Genomic DNA, 13,294 nt, shown 5'->3' with positions numbered 1-13,294 from the left:
TCGGGCTATGGACGGACACCAACAGAAAGCCGGTCATGTCGAAGAAAGAGAAGCCCAGCCCGCTGAAGAAGCTCCTCAAGGCCTGGACATCAGCAGATCCCGAGGAGCGCCAAGCCTTCCTCGATCTGGTCTCGGCCGGCGCACGCGCGGCAGGCCCCAGTGCTGAGAAGCCTGCAGGCGCCGAGCCTGTCCCGGAGGATGCCGCAGCCCTCATCGCCAATGGCCGCTATCTTCTGCCCTCGACCATCGAGCGGATCGAATCGGTGATGCGCGCCCGAAAACTCTCCCCATCAGGTGTGATGGCCGAGCTCGGTTTCTCCAGCCGCGATGCCTCGCTCACCCGCGCACTCGCCATGAAGGCGTCCCTGCGGCTTTCGGTAATCGCAGCGCTCGCCGAATGGCTCGCGGCCCACGAGAAGCCCAGCTGAGCCGGCCATGCCCCACACGCTCGTCACTTCCGTCGAATTCGTCCAGGACATCAAGAAGAGCCGCTTCATCGGCAAGGCGACACCGATCGCGAGCGAAGACGAAGCCAAGGCTTTTCTCGCAAGCGTCTCGGATCCCGCCGCCAATCACAATTGCTGGGCCTGGCGCATCGGTCAGGCCTATCGTTTCTCCGATGACGGTGAACCCTCGGGCACGGCCGGAAAGCCGATCCTCCAGGCGATCGACGGTCAGGATCTCGATGGCGTCGTGGTGGTGGTCACTCGCTTCTTCGGCGGCATCCTGCTCGGCAGCGGCGGTCTTGTCCGCGCTTATGGCGGAACCGCCGCCCAGATGCTGCGCGCAGCGGAAAAGCGCGAGATCATCCCGTTGGTCTCGGGTGTCTGCGCAGTCGGCTTTTCTGATCTGGCCCTGGTCAAGTCGCGACTGACCGCGATCCCGCATCTCGTCTTGTCGGAAAGTTTCACGGCTGAGGGCGTGGACCTGACGGTCACCCTGCGAGAGGGCGACGAGGATCAGGCGATCCGGCTGGTGCGCGATCTCACCAGCGGCCGGTCGAACCTCATCTTTCCGGATTGAAGCCTCTCAGCTCTTCTTCTTCGGCATGTCCTGGCTGGAAAGCTGCTTCCAGGAGTTCTGCTGGGCGAGCATGCCGCGCAGATATTGCAGGTTCGCGGCTGCCTGCTGCGGATCAAGCTCCTGCGCCGCCAGTTGCTCGGCCTCCTGGAACCGGCCCTGCAGACCGACCACCAGTGCCAGGTTCTGGCGCACGCGGCTGTCCGCACCCGGCTGTTGAGAAGCCTGACGCAGATAGCCTTCCGCCGTCTTCAGGTCGCCCGAGAGCACGAAGGACATGCCCATGTTGGAAATCACGCTCGGGTCGTTCGGCTGGATTTGCAGCGCCATGCGGTAACGCGAGCGCGCCTCGCTGGAGCGACCGAGCTGATCGAGCACCGCACCTTCGGCGGAATAGAGACGCCAGTCGGGCCGGTCGGGTGTCTGCGCCCGCTGGATGGTGCCGAGCGCCTTTTCCAGCTGCCCCGCTGCGGCCTGCGCCTTGCCGAGGGCTGCCAGCACTTCGCGGTCGCTCGGATGAGCAATCGCCACCTGCTGCATGACGGCCAGCGCCTGGGTATTCCGCCCGGTCATCATCAGCCCGTTGGCGTAGGAAAGTCCGGTATTGCGGTCGCGGGGATTACGCTCATAGGCCTGACCGATACCGTCAACAGCGCGGGAAAGCTGCGGCCCGCTCAGCGCATCGAGCTGGCGATTCGCCTTCGGGATCGAGCCGGTCGTCAGCTCCTTCTTGGACGAGGCGCAGCCGGTGAGTGCAAGCGCGGCGAGTACGAGACCAGCCGTGGCCATGATCTGCAAACGGTTTGCGGAGCCTGGGTTTTGCATGCGCATGGTGATCGTCCTGAGTTGATTAGTCCCCACCGCCGCCCTTGTCCCGGACGGCGCAATCTCCGCTCAAGCAATAATCCGTTAACCCTAATGGAGTGTTAATCGAGCATCCCTGCGATTCTCAAGGCGACTCCCAGAAAGCGTCCATCATGGCCCCGTTCCAGTACATTGAAAGACCGTCCCCCTTCAGCACCAAGGGCGGAAAGACGCTGCCGGTCTTCGCCGTCACCCCGGCCCATGTCGAAACCGGCACGCTTGAGCCGCTCGCCCTCGACTGGGCGAAGAAGGCAGGCTTCAAGGCCGAGCCCGGTTCGGTCCTGTTGATCCCGACGGCCGATGCCCATGTCGGTGGCGCACTCTTCGGCCTCGGCGCCAACCCCTCGGAAAACCCTTATCTGACCGGCAAGCTCGCCCGCGCCCTGCCGGCCGGTGAATGGCATGTCGAGACGGCCCCGCTCACCGCCAACCGCCTTCTGCTTGGCTATGGCCTAGGCGCCTACAGCTTCGACCGTTACCGTTCCGAACGCGTCACCGAACCGCGCCTGCTCATCCCCCAGGATGCCGATGCGGCTGATATCAAGCGCCAGATTGCCGGCGTCTTTCTCGCCCGGGATCTGATCAACACGCCTGCCAACGACATGAGCCCGGCCGATCTCGAAGCCGCCGTCCGCCGCCTGGCCGAACACTACAAGGCCGAAGTCTCCGTCATCACCGGCGACGAGTTGATCGAAAAGAACTTCCCTCTCATCCATGCGGTCGGCCGCGCCTCCACGGTCGCTCCCCGCCTCATCGAGATGCGCTGGGGCAGGAAGGGTCACCGCAAGGTCACCCTCGTCGGCAAGGGCGTCAGCTTCGACACCGGCGGCCTAGACATCAAGCCGGCCTCTTCCATGCTGCTGATGAAGAAGGACATGGGCGGTGCCGCCAATGTTCTCGGCCTCGCCCTGATGATCATGGACGCCAAGCTGAAGGTCGACCTTCACGTCGTCATCCCCGCCGTCGAAAACGCCATCGCCGGCAATGCTTTCCGCCCCGGCGACGTCTACAAGAGCCGCAAGGGCCTCACCGTCCAGATCGACAACACCGATGCCGAGGGCCGCCTGATCCTGGCCGATGCGCTGAGCTATGCCGATGCCGAGGAGCCGGAACTGCTGATCGACATGGCGACGCTCACCGGCGCCGCCCGCGTAGCCCTCGGCCCCGACCTGCCACCCTTCTTCACCGACGACGAGGACCTCGCCCACGCGCTGGCCGAAGCAAGCCTTGAGGTCGACGATCCCCTGTGGCGCCTCCCGCTCCACAAGGGTTACGAGCGCATGCTCAAAGCCCAAATCGCCGACCTCACCAATGCCCCCTCCGGCGGCATGGCGGGTGCGATCACTGCCGCCCTCTTTCTCAAGCGCTTCGTCTCGCCTGGTCGCCGCTGGGCACATTTCGACATCTTCGGCTGGTCCCAGACCGAGCGCGCCCATTCGCCTGTCGGCGGCGAAGCCCAGGCGATCCGCGCCCTCTATCGCTACCTCCAGTCCGGCACCAACTGAGCCTGCCGCACGGCGCCCCTTGCCAGATCGTTCCTTTGCCGGAATGATGTCGGTGAGGGGCAGATGCCCCACGCGATGAAGAGGGGGGAGGGGCCATGGGCCTCGACATGACGGCAACCCAGGCACTCGGCCTCTGGCATAGGGTGACCCTGGATCAGGTCCAGAGCCAAGGCCCTGATCTCACCATGCGCCAGCTCGCCGTGCTGCTTGAGATCTATCTCGTGCCCCCACCACACACGGTGCGCGGCCTTGCCGCGACCCTCAACGTCACCAAGCCGGTCATCACCCGCGCGCTGGATACGCTGGGAGAGATGGGCCTCGTGGACCGCGTCCGCGACGAGCTCGACCGGCGCAGCGTCATCGTCAAGCGCACCGTGTCAGGTGCGCTCTTCCTCGAAAAATTCGGCGATATCATCATCGCTCGGGGCCGCGCGCTCCGCTGACGGAGACTACCATGCTCGACCGGCGCCTCAACGCCTTCCGCCCTGATCTCGCCGACATCGCCCTGAAGGGACAGGTGGAGGCCGAACGCTTCGTCGCCCCTGAACCTGCCATGGTCAGCGAGCCGGTCGTGGCGCTGCGACCAAAGCCGGATCTCTCCATCGGCATCGATACCGAACTCCTGATGGGCGAGGAGGTTCGCGTCTTCGAGCGGAACGGCGGCTGGGCCTGGGTCCAGGCCGTGGATGACGGCTATGTCGGTTACCTCCCGGAAGATGCCCTCGGCCCTCTCGTCGCTCCGACCCACATCGTCACCGCTCCCCGCACCTTCGTCTATTCCGGCCCCGACCTGCGTTTCCTGACCCGCACTGCCCTGTCGATGGGCAGCCGGCTCACGATATCGGGCGAAGCCGAAACCCGTGGCACGCGATACTTGCTTCTTGCCGATGGTGGCGCGCTCGTTGCCCGCCACCTCCGCCCCCTGTCGGATCCGCCGGCGCCGGACTACGTCGCGGTCGCGGCCCTGTTCATCGAGACCCCCTATCTCTGGGGCGGCAAATCCGGCTTCGGCATCGATTGCTCCGGCTTCGTACAGCTCGCCATGCTGATGGCCGGCCATGTAGCCCCGCGCGACAGCGACATGCAGGCCTTAGGCCTGGGAGCGCCAATCGAGCGCAACGAGCTCAGGCGCGGCGATCTTGTCTTCTGGAAAGGGCATGTGGCGATCATGGAAGACGAGATGACCATGATCCATGCCAACGGCAACACCATGAGCGTCGCCCGCGAAACGCTTGCAGCGGCCATCGAACGCATCGGCTGGCTCTACGGCGAACCCACAGGCTACCGCCGCCCCGTCGCCGAAACGTGATGCAGCCGGGCTTGGTCCGTGCGGCTCAAGTGCTTATATCGACCGCATCCAAGCTTACGAGAAGATTGCCCATGCAGCCGGTCCGCGAAAAGAAGCCCATGCCCCGCAAGATCAGCCGGAGAATTGCACAGGCGTCTCTGCTCGTTTGCCTCGCGGCATTTGCTGCGCCCGCTTCCGCCGCCGAAGGCATCGCCTGGGGCAATGCCGGACAGGAAAGCTTCAAGGATCTGCCCGGCGTAAAGCCGCAGGACCCGGCCAATCAGTTCGGTGAAGGCGTCACCTGCGAAACCCGCACGGTGTCACCGCGACCCGGCTTTGGAGGCCGGCGCGAACTGCGCGATGTCCTGCCTTACACAGTCTATCGCTGCGAAAAGAATGGCATCGTCTATCAGGGGACCCAGCCGCCACGCACCGGTCGCCAATGGTATCCGGGCGTCAATCCGCGCGTCATTGACTGACGAACTGGTACGAAAACGCCAGATTGGTCCAGAAAAGGCCGGCGCAACTCCCTATTGTGATCGCTTTGTCTAAGATTTTAACGAGGGAACAAACCTCGAAGTAGCATCTTGCCCGGATGCTCCCTCAAACGCTGTGTCTGCTCGATCGAGTATGGACCCGCACCCGTTGTTTGAGACGAAAGAGGGATGGGCATGTTTTTCGAAAAGCTTCGTCAGGGTTGGCTGGATCGCTCCGGCAATTTTGGCATCATCTCCGCGCTGCTCGCGCCGGTTCTGCTCGTGTCCGCCGGCGGCGCGCTCGATGTCGCCTCTGCTTACAACACCCGCGTCGACATGCAGGCGCAACTCGATGCCGCCATGCTGGCAGCCGCCCGCAAGAGCGGCAAGAGCGCCCAGGAACTGGAGGCGCGCAATTTCCTCGGTCTCAGCGCCGAGGAGGATAAGCTCAGCGAAACGACGGGCTTCGTTCTGACGATCAACAGCGATGGTTCGATCACCGGTGGTTACCAGCAGGCGGTCGAGAACCGCTTCCTCGGCATCATCGGGCTGTCGAACTTCAATGTGGGCGTCAACACCACGGTGGCGGCCAGCGCCGCAAAGGCGACCGGTGGCAATGGCTGCATATATGCGCTTGGCAATCAGAACCAGGCGGTGCTGATCAACTCGGGTGCCAATGTCAAATCGACCAAATGCGAGGTCCATGTCCATTCGACCAGCAACCCTGCCTTCATCATGAATGCGGGCGCGACGATCGATACGGCGAAGTTCTGCGTCAAGGGCGCCAATTACATCAAGAATGGTGGCACACTCACCAATCTTGAGACCAAATGTGCTGCCGAAGCCGATCCCTTTGCCGGCAAGATGCCGGAGCCCCAGATCCCGGCAAACTGCACCACATCGGGCACGATGGACGGCCAGTCCATCACGCTCCAGCCGGGCAAGCACTGCGGAACGACCTTCAACGGTTCGCCGACCATCACCTTCAAGCCGGGCCTGCACATCATTTCCGGCCGCATGATCATCAACTCGGGCGCGACCGTGAAGGCCGAGGGCGTCACCTTCTACTTCCCCGACGTCAACAGCGAGATCCGCGCCAATGGCGGCCTGACCTTTACGGCGACCGCTCCGACTTCGGGCGACTACAAAAACATCCTGATGTTCGAGAAGACGAGCGATGCGAGCAACAACCGCTATCCGCAGCAATATATCTTCAACGGCAGCAAGGGTGAGATTCTCAAGGGCATCATTCATCTGCCCAATCGCGACGTGACCTACAATTCCACGACAAACCAGACGAACAACATCACGCTCGTGGTCAACACGATCATCATGAATTCGTCGAACTGGAAGATCGAACCGCTGGAAGCGGGTGGAACGACGTCCACAAGTGGCCTCGCCAATCCCCGCATCCTGCGTTGAGCCAGGCGGGGTGAACCTTGCCGTCCGTTAGGGATGGGGCGTCAGCCCTGTTCGAGTTCGCCGAGCAAGCCGTCGAACACTTCGAGCAGCGCTTCGCTGATCGCGCCGCCGAGCTTCTGGCCGGCCTCACGCAGCCCGTCTTCGTCCATGTCGCGTGCCGCGAGCGCCAGCGCCGTGCCTTCCTGCGCTACGATTTCCTTGGCCCGCTCGATGGCCCAGAGGGCGAATTCGCTGCGGCTTTCGATGGCGACGGTCTCGTCCATGGTCTGTCCTTTTCGGCTATGCGCGGGCGTTCGGGGAAGGGCTGCGGAATGCGGTCGAAAATGGCTTTGCAAAGGCGTCAAAAGCCTATCGGCAGACAAGAAAAAAGCCCGGCAAGCCGGGCTTTTTTCAACTGTTTGACGATCGCATAAACTGCTGATCTCAAATCGGAATTTGGTGCCCAGAAGAGGACTCGAACCTCCACACCCTTTCGAGTACCAGCACCTGAAGCTGGCGCGTCTACCAATTCCGCCATCTGGGCGACGAGGAGCCGTGTAAAGGGACTGCTTCGGCCTGTCAACCGCCATTTTGAAGTTTTCGTGTCAGCGTATCGAAAGCGCTTCGAAAGAGCCGCGCGCGCTCACGCTCAACGCCCCGGTGGATAGGGCTTGTGGCCGTTTGAAGCTTCTGGTGATGCCGATGACGCCGTCGTGAAAAAGCCGTGATCAATCCGCTCTATCTCGCAGTCGGCGAAGCGCCTCTTGCACTTCGCCGGGACCAGAACAGGATAACGAGATGAAGTTACGCTCCGCTTTTGTGGCTCTGGCACTGGCCGGCACCCAGATTTTCACCCCTGTGGCGGAAGCCGCCATGCCGAAACCGGTCCAGCCGGTCTTGGGCCAGCACACGGATGCTGAACAGGTCGATCTCGTCTGCGACTTCTCAGGTTGCTACGAGACCTGGGACCGTCCGCCGCCGCGTCGCCCGCGCCCTCTGCCGCCGGAATACTATCCGCCATCCGTTTATGACGAGCCGCCGGTCTATCGTCCCCGCCCGCGTCCGCCCGTCTATGTGGAACCCGGTTACCGTCCGCGGCCTCGCCCGCCGGTTTACGCCGATCCTGGTTATCGCCCGCCCGGTCGCGGCTGGGAGCGCCATGTCGATTGGTGCCTGAACCGCTACAGGTCCTACAATCCGCGCACCAACCAGTTCCTCTCGTCGAGCGGCTATTACAAGGTCTGCCAGTCGCCCTTCTATTGAGAGCGACGATATGCAAAGGCGGCCAGTCGGCCGCCTTTTTTTCATCTCAGCTGTCCAGCCCTTCGTTGCGGCTCGCCCGGTCGACATGGCCGAGGTCGCGCTCCGGATCGATGGCGTCCCGCACCTTCTGCTTCAGCTCCTTCGGCCCGGGAAAACCGCCATCGCGCTTGCGCTCCCAGATCAGCTCCTCATTAAGCCGGATCTCGAAGATCCCGCCGGTGCCGGGTATCAGCGCCACCTCGCCTAGATCGTCGGCAAACGTGTGCAGCAGTTCCTGCGCCATCCAGCCGGAGCGCAAGAGCCAGTTGCACTGGGTGCAGTAGGTGATCGAGATCCGGGGTCTGACCATCATCATCGTCCTTGCTTCACGCATAAGTTAACTGAAGAATTCAACTTTCTGTCTCCCCGCAATTGCCATGCCCCCGGCCTTCCGCCAAGAGGCCGGGATCATTGTTTGTCGAGGAATTTCCCATGTCCACTGAACCGAACCGTCTTTTCATCCCGGCGCTCGCTCCCGTTTATCGATCCGGCCATGATCTGGCCGAAACTTTGCTGCGTCTTGTCGCCGGCGGCTTTCTCGTGATCCACGGTGCCGGCAAGATCGTCGATCCCTTCGGCGCCGTCCAGATGGTGGAAGGTCTCGGTTTCTATCCCGGCGTCTTCTGGTCCCCGCTGCTCGCCGCCACCGAATTCTTCGGCGGCATCCTGCTCGCAATCGGCCTCCTCACCCGCCCGGCGGCATTTGCCGCCACAATCGTGCTCCTCGTCACCGTCTATTTCCATTGGGTGCAGCTCGATCAGGGCTTCTCAGGCGCTGAAAAGTCTCTGCTCTGGGCAGCGATGACCTTCTTTTTCGTGATTCGTGGCGGCAACAGCCAGTCGGTTGATGCGCGCCTGAAGAAAACCTTCTGAAGCCTGGGGGAGGGGGCTTCAAGCGGCGCCCTCCCGTCTTGCCGTGATCGCAGGCGCATGCTTTCTCTGAAGCATCCGCCCACGAGATCCGATTCCCACATGCGCGTTGCCATCGTCGAGAATACCAAAGTCACCGAAGCCGGTCAGGTCGGCATCGCCCTGGTCGAAGCCGGAGCAGAGATCGTCACGATCCGTGCCTATGCGGGTGAACCTCTCCCGGAGTTTGACGCGCATGACGCCCTCGTTGTCTTCGGCGGCGAGCAAAATGCCCGCGACGACGAAAAGCATCCTTATCTGCCGGCGCTCGCAAGCCTGATGCGCCGCTTCGGCGACAGCGACAAGGCCGTACTTGGCATCTGCCTTGGCAGCCAGCTGCTCGCCCGCGCCTATGGCGGCGATAACCTGATCGGTGCCGCCCCGGAATTCGGTTGGCGCAGCATCGGCCGCACTGAGGCAGGCAAGTCCGATCCGGTGCTGTCGGTCCTGCCCGACCGCTTCCTCTCCTTCCAGTGGCACGACGACACCTTCACCTTGCCTGAAGGCGCTGCCCATCTCGCGGAAAACGAAGCCGCCCCGCATCAGGCGTTCCGCTTGGGTCGCGCCTGCTATGGCTTCCAGTTCCATTTCGAGGCCAATCGCGATGTCGTGCGCAACTGGATGACGCATTTCCCTGAGGTGATCGAGCGCAAGGAACCCGGCTGGCTTGCCCGCCATCCCGAAATCGAGCCGACGGACGGGCACCTCTCCGACGAAGCTGGCCTGGCCCTCGCCCGCGCCTGGGTCCGCCAGATCCGGCCTTCCTGAGCACCGCGCCGCAACTTTCCGCCTCGATCGACGGGGTTGACCGAAATCAAGCAGCGGCCCTGGGCAACCTGTTATCTCCGGCACGAATGCTACGGAGTGCCCCGATGTCCTTGTCCGCCTTTGCCCTTGCCGTTCTCCTCCTTCTCCTGACGCCCGGGCCGACAAACACCTTGCTCGCCGTCTCAGGCGCAGCGCGCGGCCTCAAGGCATCCCTGCCGCTGATCGGCGCCGAACTGGCCGGCTATCTCACCACCATCGTTCCGCTGGTCTTCCTGGCTGCCCCGCTGCTCGCCGAACAACCCGTCGCCTCCCTGGTCATCAAGCTCGCCTCGACACTCTGGGTATTGCTCCTCGCAGCCCGCCTCTGGATTCGCCCGCCCTCTGCTACCGAGCCCGGTGCAATTACCGAGGCGACCGTCTACGGCACCACGGTGTTGAACCCCAAGGCCCTGATCATCGGCCTCGCGCTCATTCCACCCGCCTCCTTCGCCGCACCTGAAACACTTGTCCTCCCGCTTCCCTACCTGGCGATCTTCGCGCTCCTGGTGATGGTCGTTGCCACCTGCTGGTTGGGCGCTGGGGCCGCCATCCTGCGCCGTGTCGCCACCACCAATCCGCTACTCTTCGGTCGCGTCGCCGCAAGCTTCCTCGTCGTCTTCGCCATCAGCCTCGCTGGCCGAGCCATCGGCTGGATTTGATCGCCCGTCACCCGCCGCCCTCTTGCGAGCCGCCCGCCCCCGTGCTTAATCGACATTCAATCGATTGAGATCGCTTCTGAAACCTGTGGGAGGGGGACATGAAGGCAGTGGGGACGCGCCTCCTGGCGCTCTGCTTCATCATTATGGCGCTGGCCGTGCAGCCGGCTCAGGCAGGCTCTGTCGGAGCCGACAAGGTCATGCGCGACTGGTACCGCCTCGTGCTCGAACTGGTGCGGCACACGCCGACCTATTCGCCACCGGTTGCAAGCCGCGCCTTCGCCTATCTCGGCGTGACCGCCTACGAGGGTCTCGCCTCCGGCGACCGGACGCTAACCTCGCTCTCCGGCCAGCTGAATGGCCTCACGCCCGTGCCGCAGCGCGAAGCGGGTCTCGCCTATGACGAAGCCGTCGTTATGCAGGCCGCACTTTCTTCCGCCGCGCGCCAGCTCTTCGGCAATACCGGCCCGACCGGCCAGCGCGCCATGAAGCGCATGACGGAAAAGCTTGCCAAGGAGGTCTCGGCGGGTCTCGCCCCCGATCTCGTCGCCCGCAGCCAGGCCTATGGCGAAAGCGTCACCGCCCATATCCTGAGCTGGTCCGAGGGGGATGGCGGCGCCAAGGTCGAGAACATGGGCTTCCCGCTGGAGTTCACGCTCAACAAGGGGCCTTCGAACTGGGTTCCCACAAGCCTGATCAACCAGCAGCAGCTGCCGCTTCTGCCGAAATGGGGCGAGAACCGGCCCTTCGCGATGGAAACGGGCAATGGCTGCCCCCTGCCGGCACCGCCCGCCTATAGCGAGGAAAAGGGCTCGGATTTCTACAAGGAAGCCTTTGAGGTCTACGAGACCGTCAAAAACCTGACGCCGGAACAGCGCGCCATCGCCCGCTTCTGGTCGGATGATCCGATGCTCTCGCCGACTCCGCCCGGCCACTGGATGGTGATCGGCCTGAAGATCCTCGACGAACGCAAGGCGAGTGCCGCCGAGCATGCCGACCTGCTCGCCCGCCTTGGCGTAACCCTCGCCGATGCCTTCATCGGCTGCTGGCATTCGAAATTCGAATACGACCTGCTGCGCCCCGTCACATACATCAAGCGGGTGATTGATCCCAAATGGGAGCCGATCCTGATCACGCCGCCTTTCCCGGAATATCCGAGCGGCCATTCCACCCAGTCGGGTGCCGCCGCCACCGTGCTCACAGCCTTCTTCGGTGAAAACTTCGCCTTCACCGACAACACCCATGAAAACGATAAGCTGCCGAACCGGAGCTTCAAGAGCTTCTGGGATGCGGCCGAAGAAGCCGGCGTCTCCCGCCTCTATGGGGGCATCCATTTCCGCGCCGCCATCGATCGCGGCCTCGACCAGGGCCGCTGCATCGGCGAAAAGACGGTTGCCCTGAGGACGCGCGGATGAGGGGGCCCATATCGCTTTTCCTCGTGGCCACGCTGACAGCAGGCACAGCACTCGCCAATGGCGCGCCTCTCGTCCCCCGCTTCACCGACGAAACCGCCTCCAGCGGCATCGCCAGCACCTATCGCGGCGACTGGGAGTACATGGTCGGCGGCGGCGCCGGCAGTTTCGACTGCGATGCCGATGGCTTCCCCGACCTCGTTCTGGCGGGCGGCGAGGACAAGGCAAAATTCTATCTGAACCGCAGCACCCAGGGCGGGGCGCTGACATTCGAGGAAAAGGTCTCAGGCCTTGAACTCGACAAGGTGATCGGCGCCTATCCGCTGGATATCGATGGCGACGGTCTGCAGGACGTCGTGTTGCTGCGCTCCGGCGAGAATGTCGTGATGCGGGGATTGGGCGAATGCCGCTTCGAGCGCGCCAACGAAGCCTGGGCCTTCGACGGTGGCGACGCCTGGTCGACCGCCTTCTCCGCTACCTGGGAGCGCGGCAACACCTGGCCGACACTCGCCATCGGCAATTACATCGACCGCTTCGAGGACTTCGAGCCCTGGGGCTCCTGCACCGACAACTGGCTGCATCGCCCGGCATCGACGACCGAGCGCCGCTTCGCCCCGCCGATCGCGCTCAACCCCTCCTTCTGCCCGCTGTCGATCCTGTTCACCGACTGGAACCGCTCCGGCACGCCCTCGCTGCGCGTCTCCAATGACCGCGAATATTATAAGGGCGGCCAGGAGCAGATGTGGAAGCTGGAGCCGGGCAAGGCGCCGGAGCTCTACACCCAGGCCGAAGGCTGGAAATACCTGCGCATCTGGGGCATGGGCATCGCCTCCCACGATCTCGATTTCGACGGTTATCCGGAATATTTCCTGACCAGCATGGCCGACAACAAGCTGCAGAAGCTCGGCGAAATCCCTGCCGACGGCAAGCCGAAACCCTCTTACAACGATGTTGCGTTTGCCAAGGGTGCGACCGCCCACCGGCCCTATACCGGCGGTGAAATCCGCCCCTCGACCGCCTGGCACACGGAGTTCGAGGACGTCAACAATGACGGCCGCACCGACCTTTTCGTCGCCAAGGGCAATGTCGCCGAGATGCCCGACTTCGCCGAGAAGGACCCAAACAACCTGCTCGTTCAGGGCGCAGACGGCAAGTTCATCGAAATGGGCGACCAGGCCGGCGTCGCTTCGATGGCCAAGGGCCGAGGCGGGGCGCTTGCCGACTTCAATCTCGACGGATTGGTCGATCTCCTCGTCGTCAACCAGGGGTCTCCGGTCGAGATCTGGCGCAACACGACCGAAGGCGCGGGCCGCTTCCTGCAGATCGCGCTCCGCCAGGAGGGAGCCAACCGCGATGCGGTCGGTGCCTGGATCGAGGTGAAGACCGGCGACGTGATCCAGCGCCGCGAGGTGACCATCGGCGGCGGCCATGCGGGCGGCAAGACCGGCTGGCATCATGTCGGTTTGGGGGAACTGGGGGAAACCGAGATCCGCGTGCTGTGGCCGGACGGCGAGGCCGGTGCGTGGCAGAAGGTGGCGGCTGACGGGTTTTATGTGGTCGAGCGCGGTGTGGCGCCGAGAACGTGGAAGCCGGGCGAGGGGCTGTGAGGGTAGATATCTCCCCCTTGGTGGGGGAGAAAGCGATTTCGATGAAT

At 63.5% G+C, this 13,294-nt stretch carries 16 protein-coding genes and 1 tRNA gene; 13 read left to right on the top strand and 4 right to left on the bottom strand.

The window, feature by feature from the left end; translation table 11 throughout:
- Nucleotides 1–35: 35 nt before the first annotated feature.
- Both AC02Y0_RS17640 and AC02Y0_RS17635 read left to right on the top strand, forming a co-directional pair.
- Nucleotides 36–428, top strand: coding sequence for a hypothetical protein (locus tag AC02Y0_RS17640; RefSeq protein ID WP_476380135.1), 393 nt, complete (start codon nucleotides 36–38; stop codon nucleotides 426–428).
- A 7-nt stretch (nucleotides 429–435) separates the two neighbouring features.
- A complete protein-coding gene (locus AC02Y0_RS17635) occupies nucleotides 436–1,023 on the top strand; it encodes an IMPACT family protein (protein ID WP_476380134.1) in 588 nt (195 codons plus the stop codon).
- A gap of 6 nt (nucleotides 1,024–1,029) precedes the next feature.
- Here AC02Y0_RS17635 and AC02Y0_RS17630 read toward each other — a convergent pair whose 3' ends face one another.
- Nucleotides 1,030–1,851: a tetratricopeptide repeat protein gene (locus AC02Y0_RS17630; protein ID WP_476380133.1), complete on the bottom strand. Its 822-nt coding sequence runs from the start codon at nucleotides 1,849–1,851 to the stop codon at nucleotides 1,030–1,032.
- Nucleotides 1,852–1,997: 146 nt separating this feature from the next.
- Between AC02Y0_RS17630 and AC02Y0_RS17625 the strand changes: the two genes are divergently transcribed.
- The 5 genes from AC02Y0_RS17625 (at nucleotide 1,998) to AC02Y0_RS17605 (ending at nucleotide 6,575) form a co-directional block, all read left to right on the top strand.
- The gene (locus AC02Y0_RS17625) at nucleotides 1,998–3,389 is read left to right on the top strand and encodes a leucyl aminopeptidase family protein (protein ID WP_476380132.1); all 1,392 of its coding nucleotides are present in this window, start codon (nucleotides 1,998–2,000) and stop codon (nucleotides 3,387–3,389) included.
- Between the two features lie 95 nt (nucleotides 3,390–3,484).
- On the top strand, nucleotides 3,485–3,832 hold the full coding sequence (locus tag AC02Y0_RS17620; protein ID WP_476380131.1) for a MarR family transcriptional regulator: 348 nt from the start codon (nucleotides 3,485–3,487) through the stop codon (nucleotides 3,830–3,832).
- Between the two features lie 11 nt (nucleotides 3,833–3,843).
- Complete coding sequence (locus tag AC02Y0_RS17615; protein WP_476380130.1) at nucleotides 3,844–4,698, top strand: C40 family peptidase; 855 nt, start codon at nucleotides 3,844–3,846, stop codon at nucleotides 4,696–4,698.
- 71 nt (nucleotides 4,699–4,769) lie between these two features.
- Nucleotides 4,770–5,156: a hypothetical protein gene (locus tag AC02Y0_RS17610; RefSeq protein ID WP_444558305.1), complete on the top strand. Its 387-nt coding sequence runs from the start codon at nucleotides 4,770–4,772 to the stop codon at nucleotides 5,154–5,156.
- Between the two features lie 192 nt (nucleotides 5,157–5,348).
- Complete coding sequence (locus tag AC02Y0_RS17605; RefSeq protein ID WP_476380129.1) at nucleotides 5,349–6,575, top strand: TadE/TadG family type IV pilus assembly protein; 1,227 nt, start codon at nucleotides 5,349–5,351, stop codon at nucleotides 6,573–6,575.
- A 41-nt stretch (nucleotides 6,576–6,616) separates the two neighbouring features.
- Here the strand turns inward: AC02Y0_RS17605 and AC02Y0_RS17600 are convergent, their stop codons facing one another.
- Nucleotides 6,617–6,838: a hypothetical protein gene (locus tag AC02Y0_RS17600; protein WP_476380128.1), complete on the bottom strand. Its 222-nt coding sequence runs from the start codon at nucleotides 6,836–6,838 to the stop codon at nucleotides 6,617–6,619.
- A 173-nt stretch (nucleotides 6,839–7,011) separates the two neighbouring features.
- Nucleotides 7,012–7,098, bottom strand: a tRNA-Leu gene (locus AC02Y0_RS17595).
- 254 nt (nucleotides 7,099–7,352) lie between these two features.
- Here AC02Y0_RS17595 and AC02Y0_RS17590 point away from each other — a divergent pair.
- Complete coding sequence (locus AC02Y0_RS17590; RefSeq protein WP_444558307.1) at nucleotides 7,353–7,817, top strand: BA14K family protein; 465 nt, start codon at nucleotides 7,353–7,355, stop codon at nucleotides 7,815–7,817.
- Nucleotides 7,818–7,863: 46 nt separating this feature from the next.
- Here the strand turns inward: AC02Y0_RS17590 and AC02Y0_RS17585 are convergent, their stop codons facing one another.
- A complete protein-coding gene (locus tag AC02Y0_RS17585; RefSeq protein ID WP_476380127.1) occupies nucleotides 7,864–8,169 on the bottom strand; it encodes an Rdx family protein in 306 nt (101 codons plus the stop codon).
- A gap of 119 nt (nucleotides 8,170–8,288) precedes the next feature.
- Between AC02Y0_RS17585 and AC02Y0_RS17580 the strand changes: the two genes are divergently transcribed.
- The 5 genes from AC02Y0_RS17580 (at nucleotide 8,289) to AC02Y0_RS17560 (ending at nucleotide 13,247) form a co-directional block, all read left to right on the top strand.
- Nucleotides 8,289–8,729 carry a DoxX family protein gene (locus AC02Y0_RS17580; RefSeq protein WP_476380126.1) on the top strand — a complete coding sequence of 147 codons (441 nt, stop codon included), beginning with the start codon at nucleotides 8,289–8,291 and terminating at the stop codon, nucleotides 8,727–8,729.
- A 99-nt stretch (nucleotides 8,730–8,828) separates the two neighbouring features.
- The gene (locus tag AC02Y0_RS17575) at nucleotides 8,829–9,533 is read left to right on the top strand and encodes a type 1 glutamine amidotransferase (protein WP_476380125.1); all 705 of its coding nucleotides are present in this window, start codon (nucleotides 8,829–8,831) and stop codon (nucleotides 9,531–9,533) included.
- A gap of 104 nt (nucleotides 9,534–9,637) precedes the next feature.
- Complete coding sequence (locus AC02Y0_RS17570) at nucleotides 9,638–10,231, top strand: LysE family translocator (RefSeq protein ID WP_476380124.1); 594 nt, start codon at nucleotides 9,638–9,640, stop codon at nucleotides 10,229–10,231.
- Nucleotides 10,232–10,329: 98 nt separating this feature from the next.
- The gene (locus AC02Y0_RS17565; protein WP_476380123.1) at nucleotides 10,330–11,643 is read left to right on the top strand and encodes a vanadium-dependent haloperoxidase; all 1,314 of its coding nucleotides are present in this window, start codon (nucleotides 10,330–10,332) and stop codon (nucleotides 11,641–11,643) included.
- Nucleotides 11,640–13,247 carry a CRTAC1 family protein gene (locus AC02Y0_RS17560; RefSeq protein ID WP_476380122.1) on the top strand — a complete coding sequence of 536 codons (1,608 nt, stop codon included), beginning with the start codon at nucleotides 11,640–11,642 and terminating at the stop codon, nucleotides 13,245–13,247. The genes AC02Y0_RS17565 and AC02Y0_RS17560 overlap by 4 nt, the downstream gene beginning before the upstream one ends.
- Nucleotides 13,248–13,294: the final 47 nt, after the last annotated feature.

This window comes from Allorhizobium sp. nf9_anc (assembly GCF_056323085.1).
The sequence above is the reverse complement of the archived record's forward strand: the minus strand, read 5'-3'. Positions and strand labels throughout refer to the sequence as shown.

Bases quoted from the DNA above. Each gene is read 5' to 3' on its own strand.
- AC02Y0_RS17585 (WP_476380127.1), bottom strand. From the start codon at position 8,169: ATGATGGTCAGACCCCGGATCTCGATCACCTACTGCACCCAGTGCAAC.
- AC02Y0_RS17625 (WP_476380132.1), top strand. From the start codon at position 1,998: ATGGCCCCGTTCCAGTACATTGAAAGACCGTCCCCCTTCAGCACCAAG.
- AC02Y0_RS17575 (WP_476380125.1), top strand. From the start codon at position 8,829: ATGCGCGTTGCCATCGTCGAGAATACCAAAGTCACCGAAGCCGGTCAG.
- AC02Y0_RS17630 (WP_476380133.1), bottom strand. From the start codon at position 1,851: ATGCGCATGCAAAACCCAGGCTCCGCAAACCGTTTGCAGATCATGGCC.
- AC02Y0_RS17605 (WP_476380129.1), top strand. From the start codon at position 5,349: ATGTTTTTCGAAAAGCTTCGTCAGGGTTGGCTGGATCGCTCCGGCAAT.
- AC02Y0_RS17570 (WP_476380124.1), top strand. From the start codon at position 9,638: ATGTCCTTGTCCGCCTTTGCCCTTGCCGTTCTCCTCCTTCTCCTGACG.
- AC02Y0_RS17635 (WP_476380134.1), top strand. From the start codon at position 436: ATGCCCCACACGCTCGTCACTTCCGTCGAATTCGTCCAGGACATCAAG.
- AC02Y0_RS17610 (WP_444558305.1), top strand. From the start codon at position 4,770: ATGCAGCCGGTCCGCGAAAAGAAGCCCATGCCCCGCAAGATCAGCCGG.
- AC02Y0_RS17640 (WP_476380135.1), top strand. From the start codon at position 36: ATGTCGAAGAAAGAGAAGCCCAGCCCGCTGAAGAAGCTCCTCAAGGCC.
- AC02Y0_RS17600 (WP_476380128.1), bottom strand. From the start codon at position 6,838: ATGGACGAGACCGTCGCCATCGAAAGCCGCAGCGAATTCGCCCTCTGG.
- AC02Y0_RS17560 (WP_476380122.1), top strand. From the start codon at position 11,640: ATGAGGGGGCCCATATCGCTTTTCCTCGTGGCCACGCTGACAGCAGGC.
- AC02Y0_RS17580 (WP_476380126.1), top strand. From the start codon at position 8,289: ATGTCCACTGAACCGAACCGTCTTTTCATCCCGGCGCTCGCTCCCGTT.
- AC02Y0_RS17590 (WP_444558307.1), top strand. From the start codon at position 7,353: ATGAAGTTACGCTCCGCTTTTGTGGCTCTGGCACTGGCCGGCACCCAG.
- AC02Y0_RS17620 (WP_476380131.1), top strand. From the start codon at position 3,485: ATGGGCCTCGACATGACGGCAACCCAGGCACTCGGCCTCTGGCATAGG.
- AC02Y0_RS17565 (WP_476380123.1), top strand. From the start codon at position 10,330: ATGAAGGCAGTGGGGACGCGCCTCCTGGCGCTCTGCTTCATCATTATG.
- AC02Y0_RS17615 (WP_476380130.1), top strand. From the start codon at position 3,844: ATGCTCGACCGGCGCCTCAACGCCTTCCGCCCTGATCTCGCCGACATC.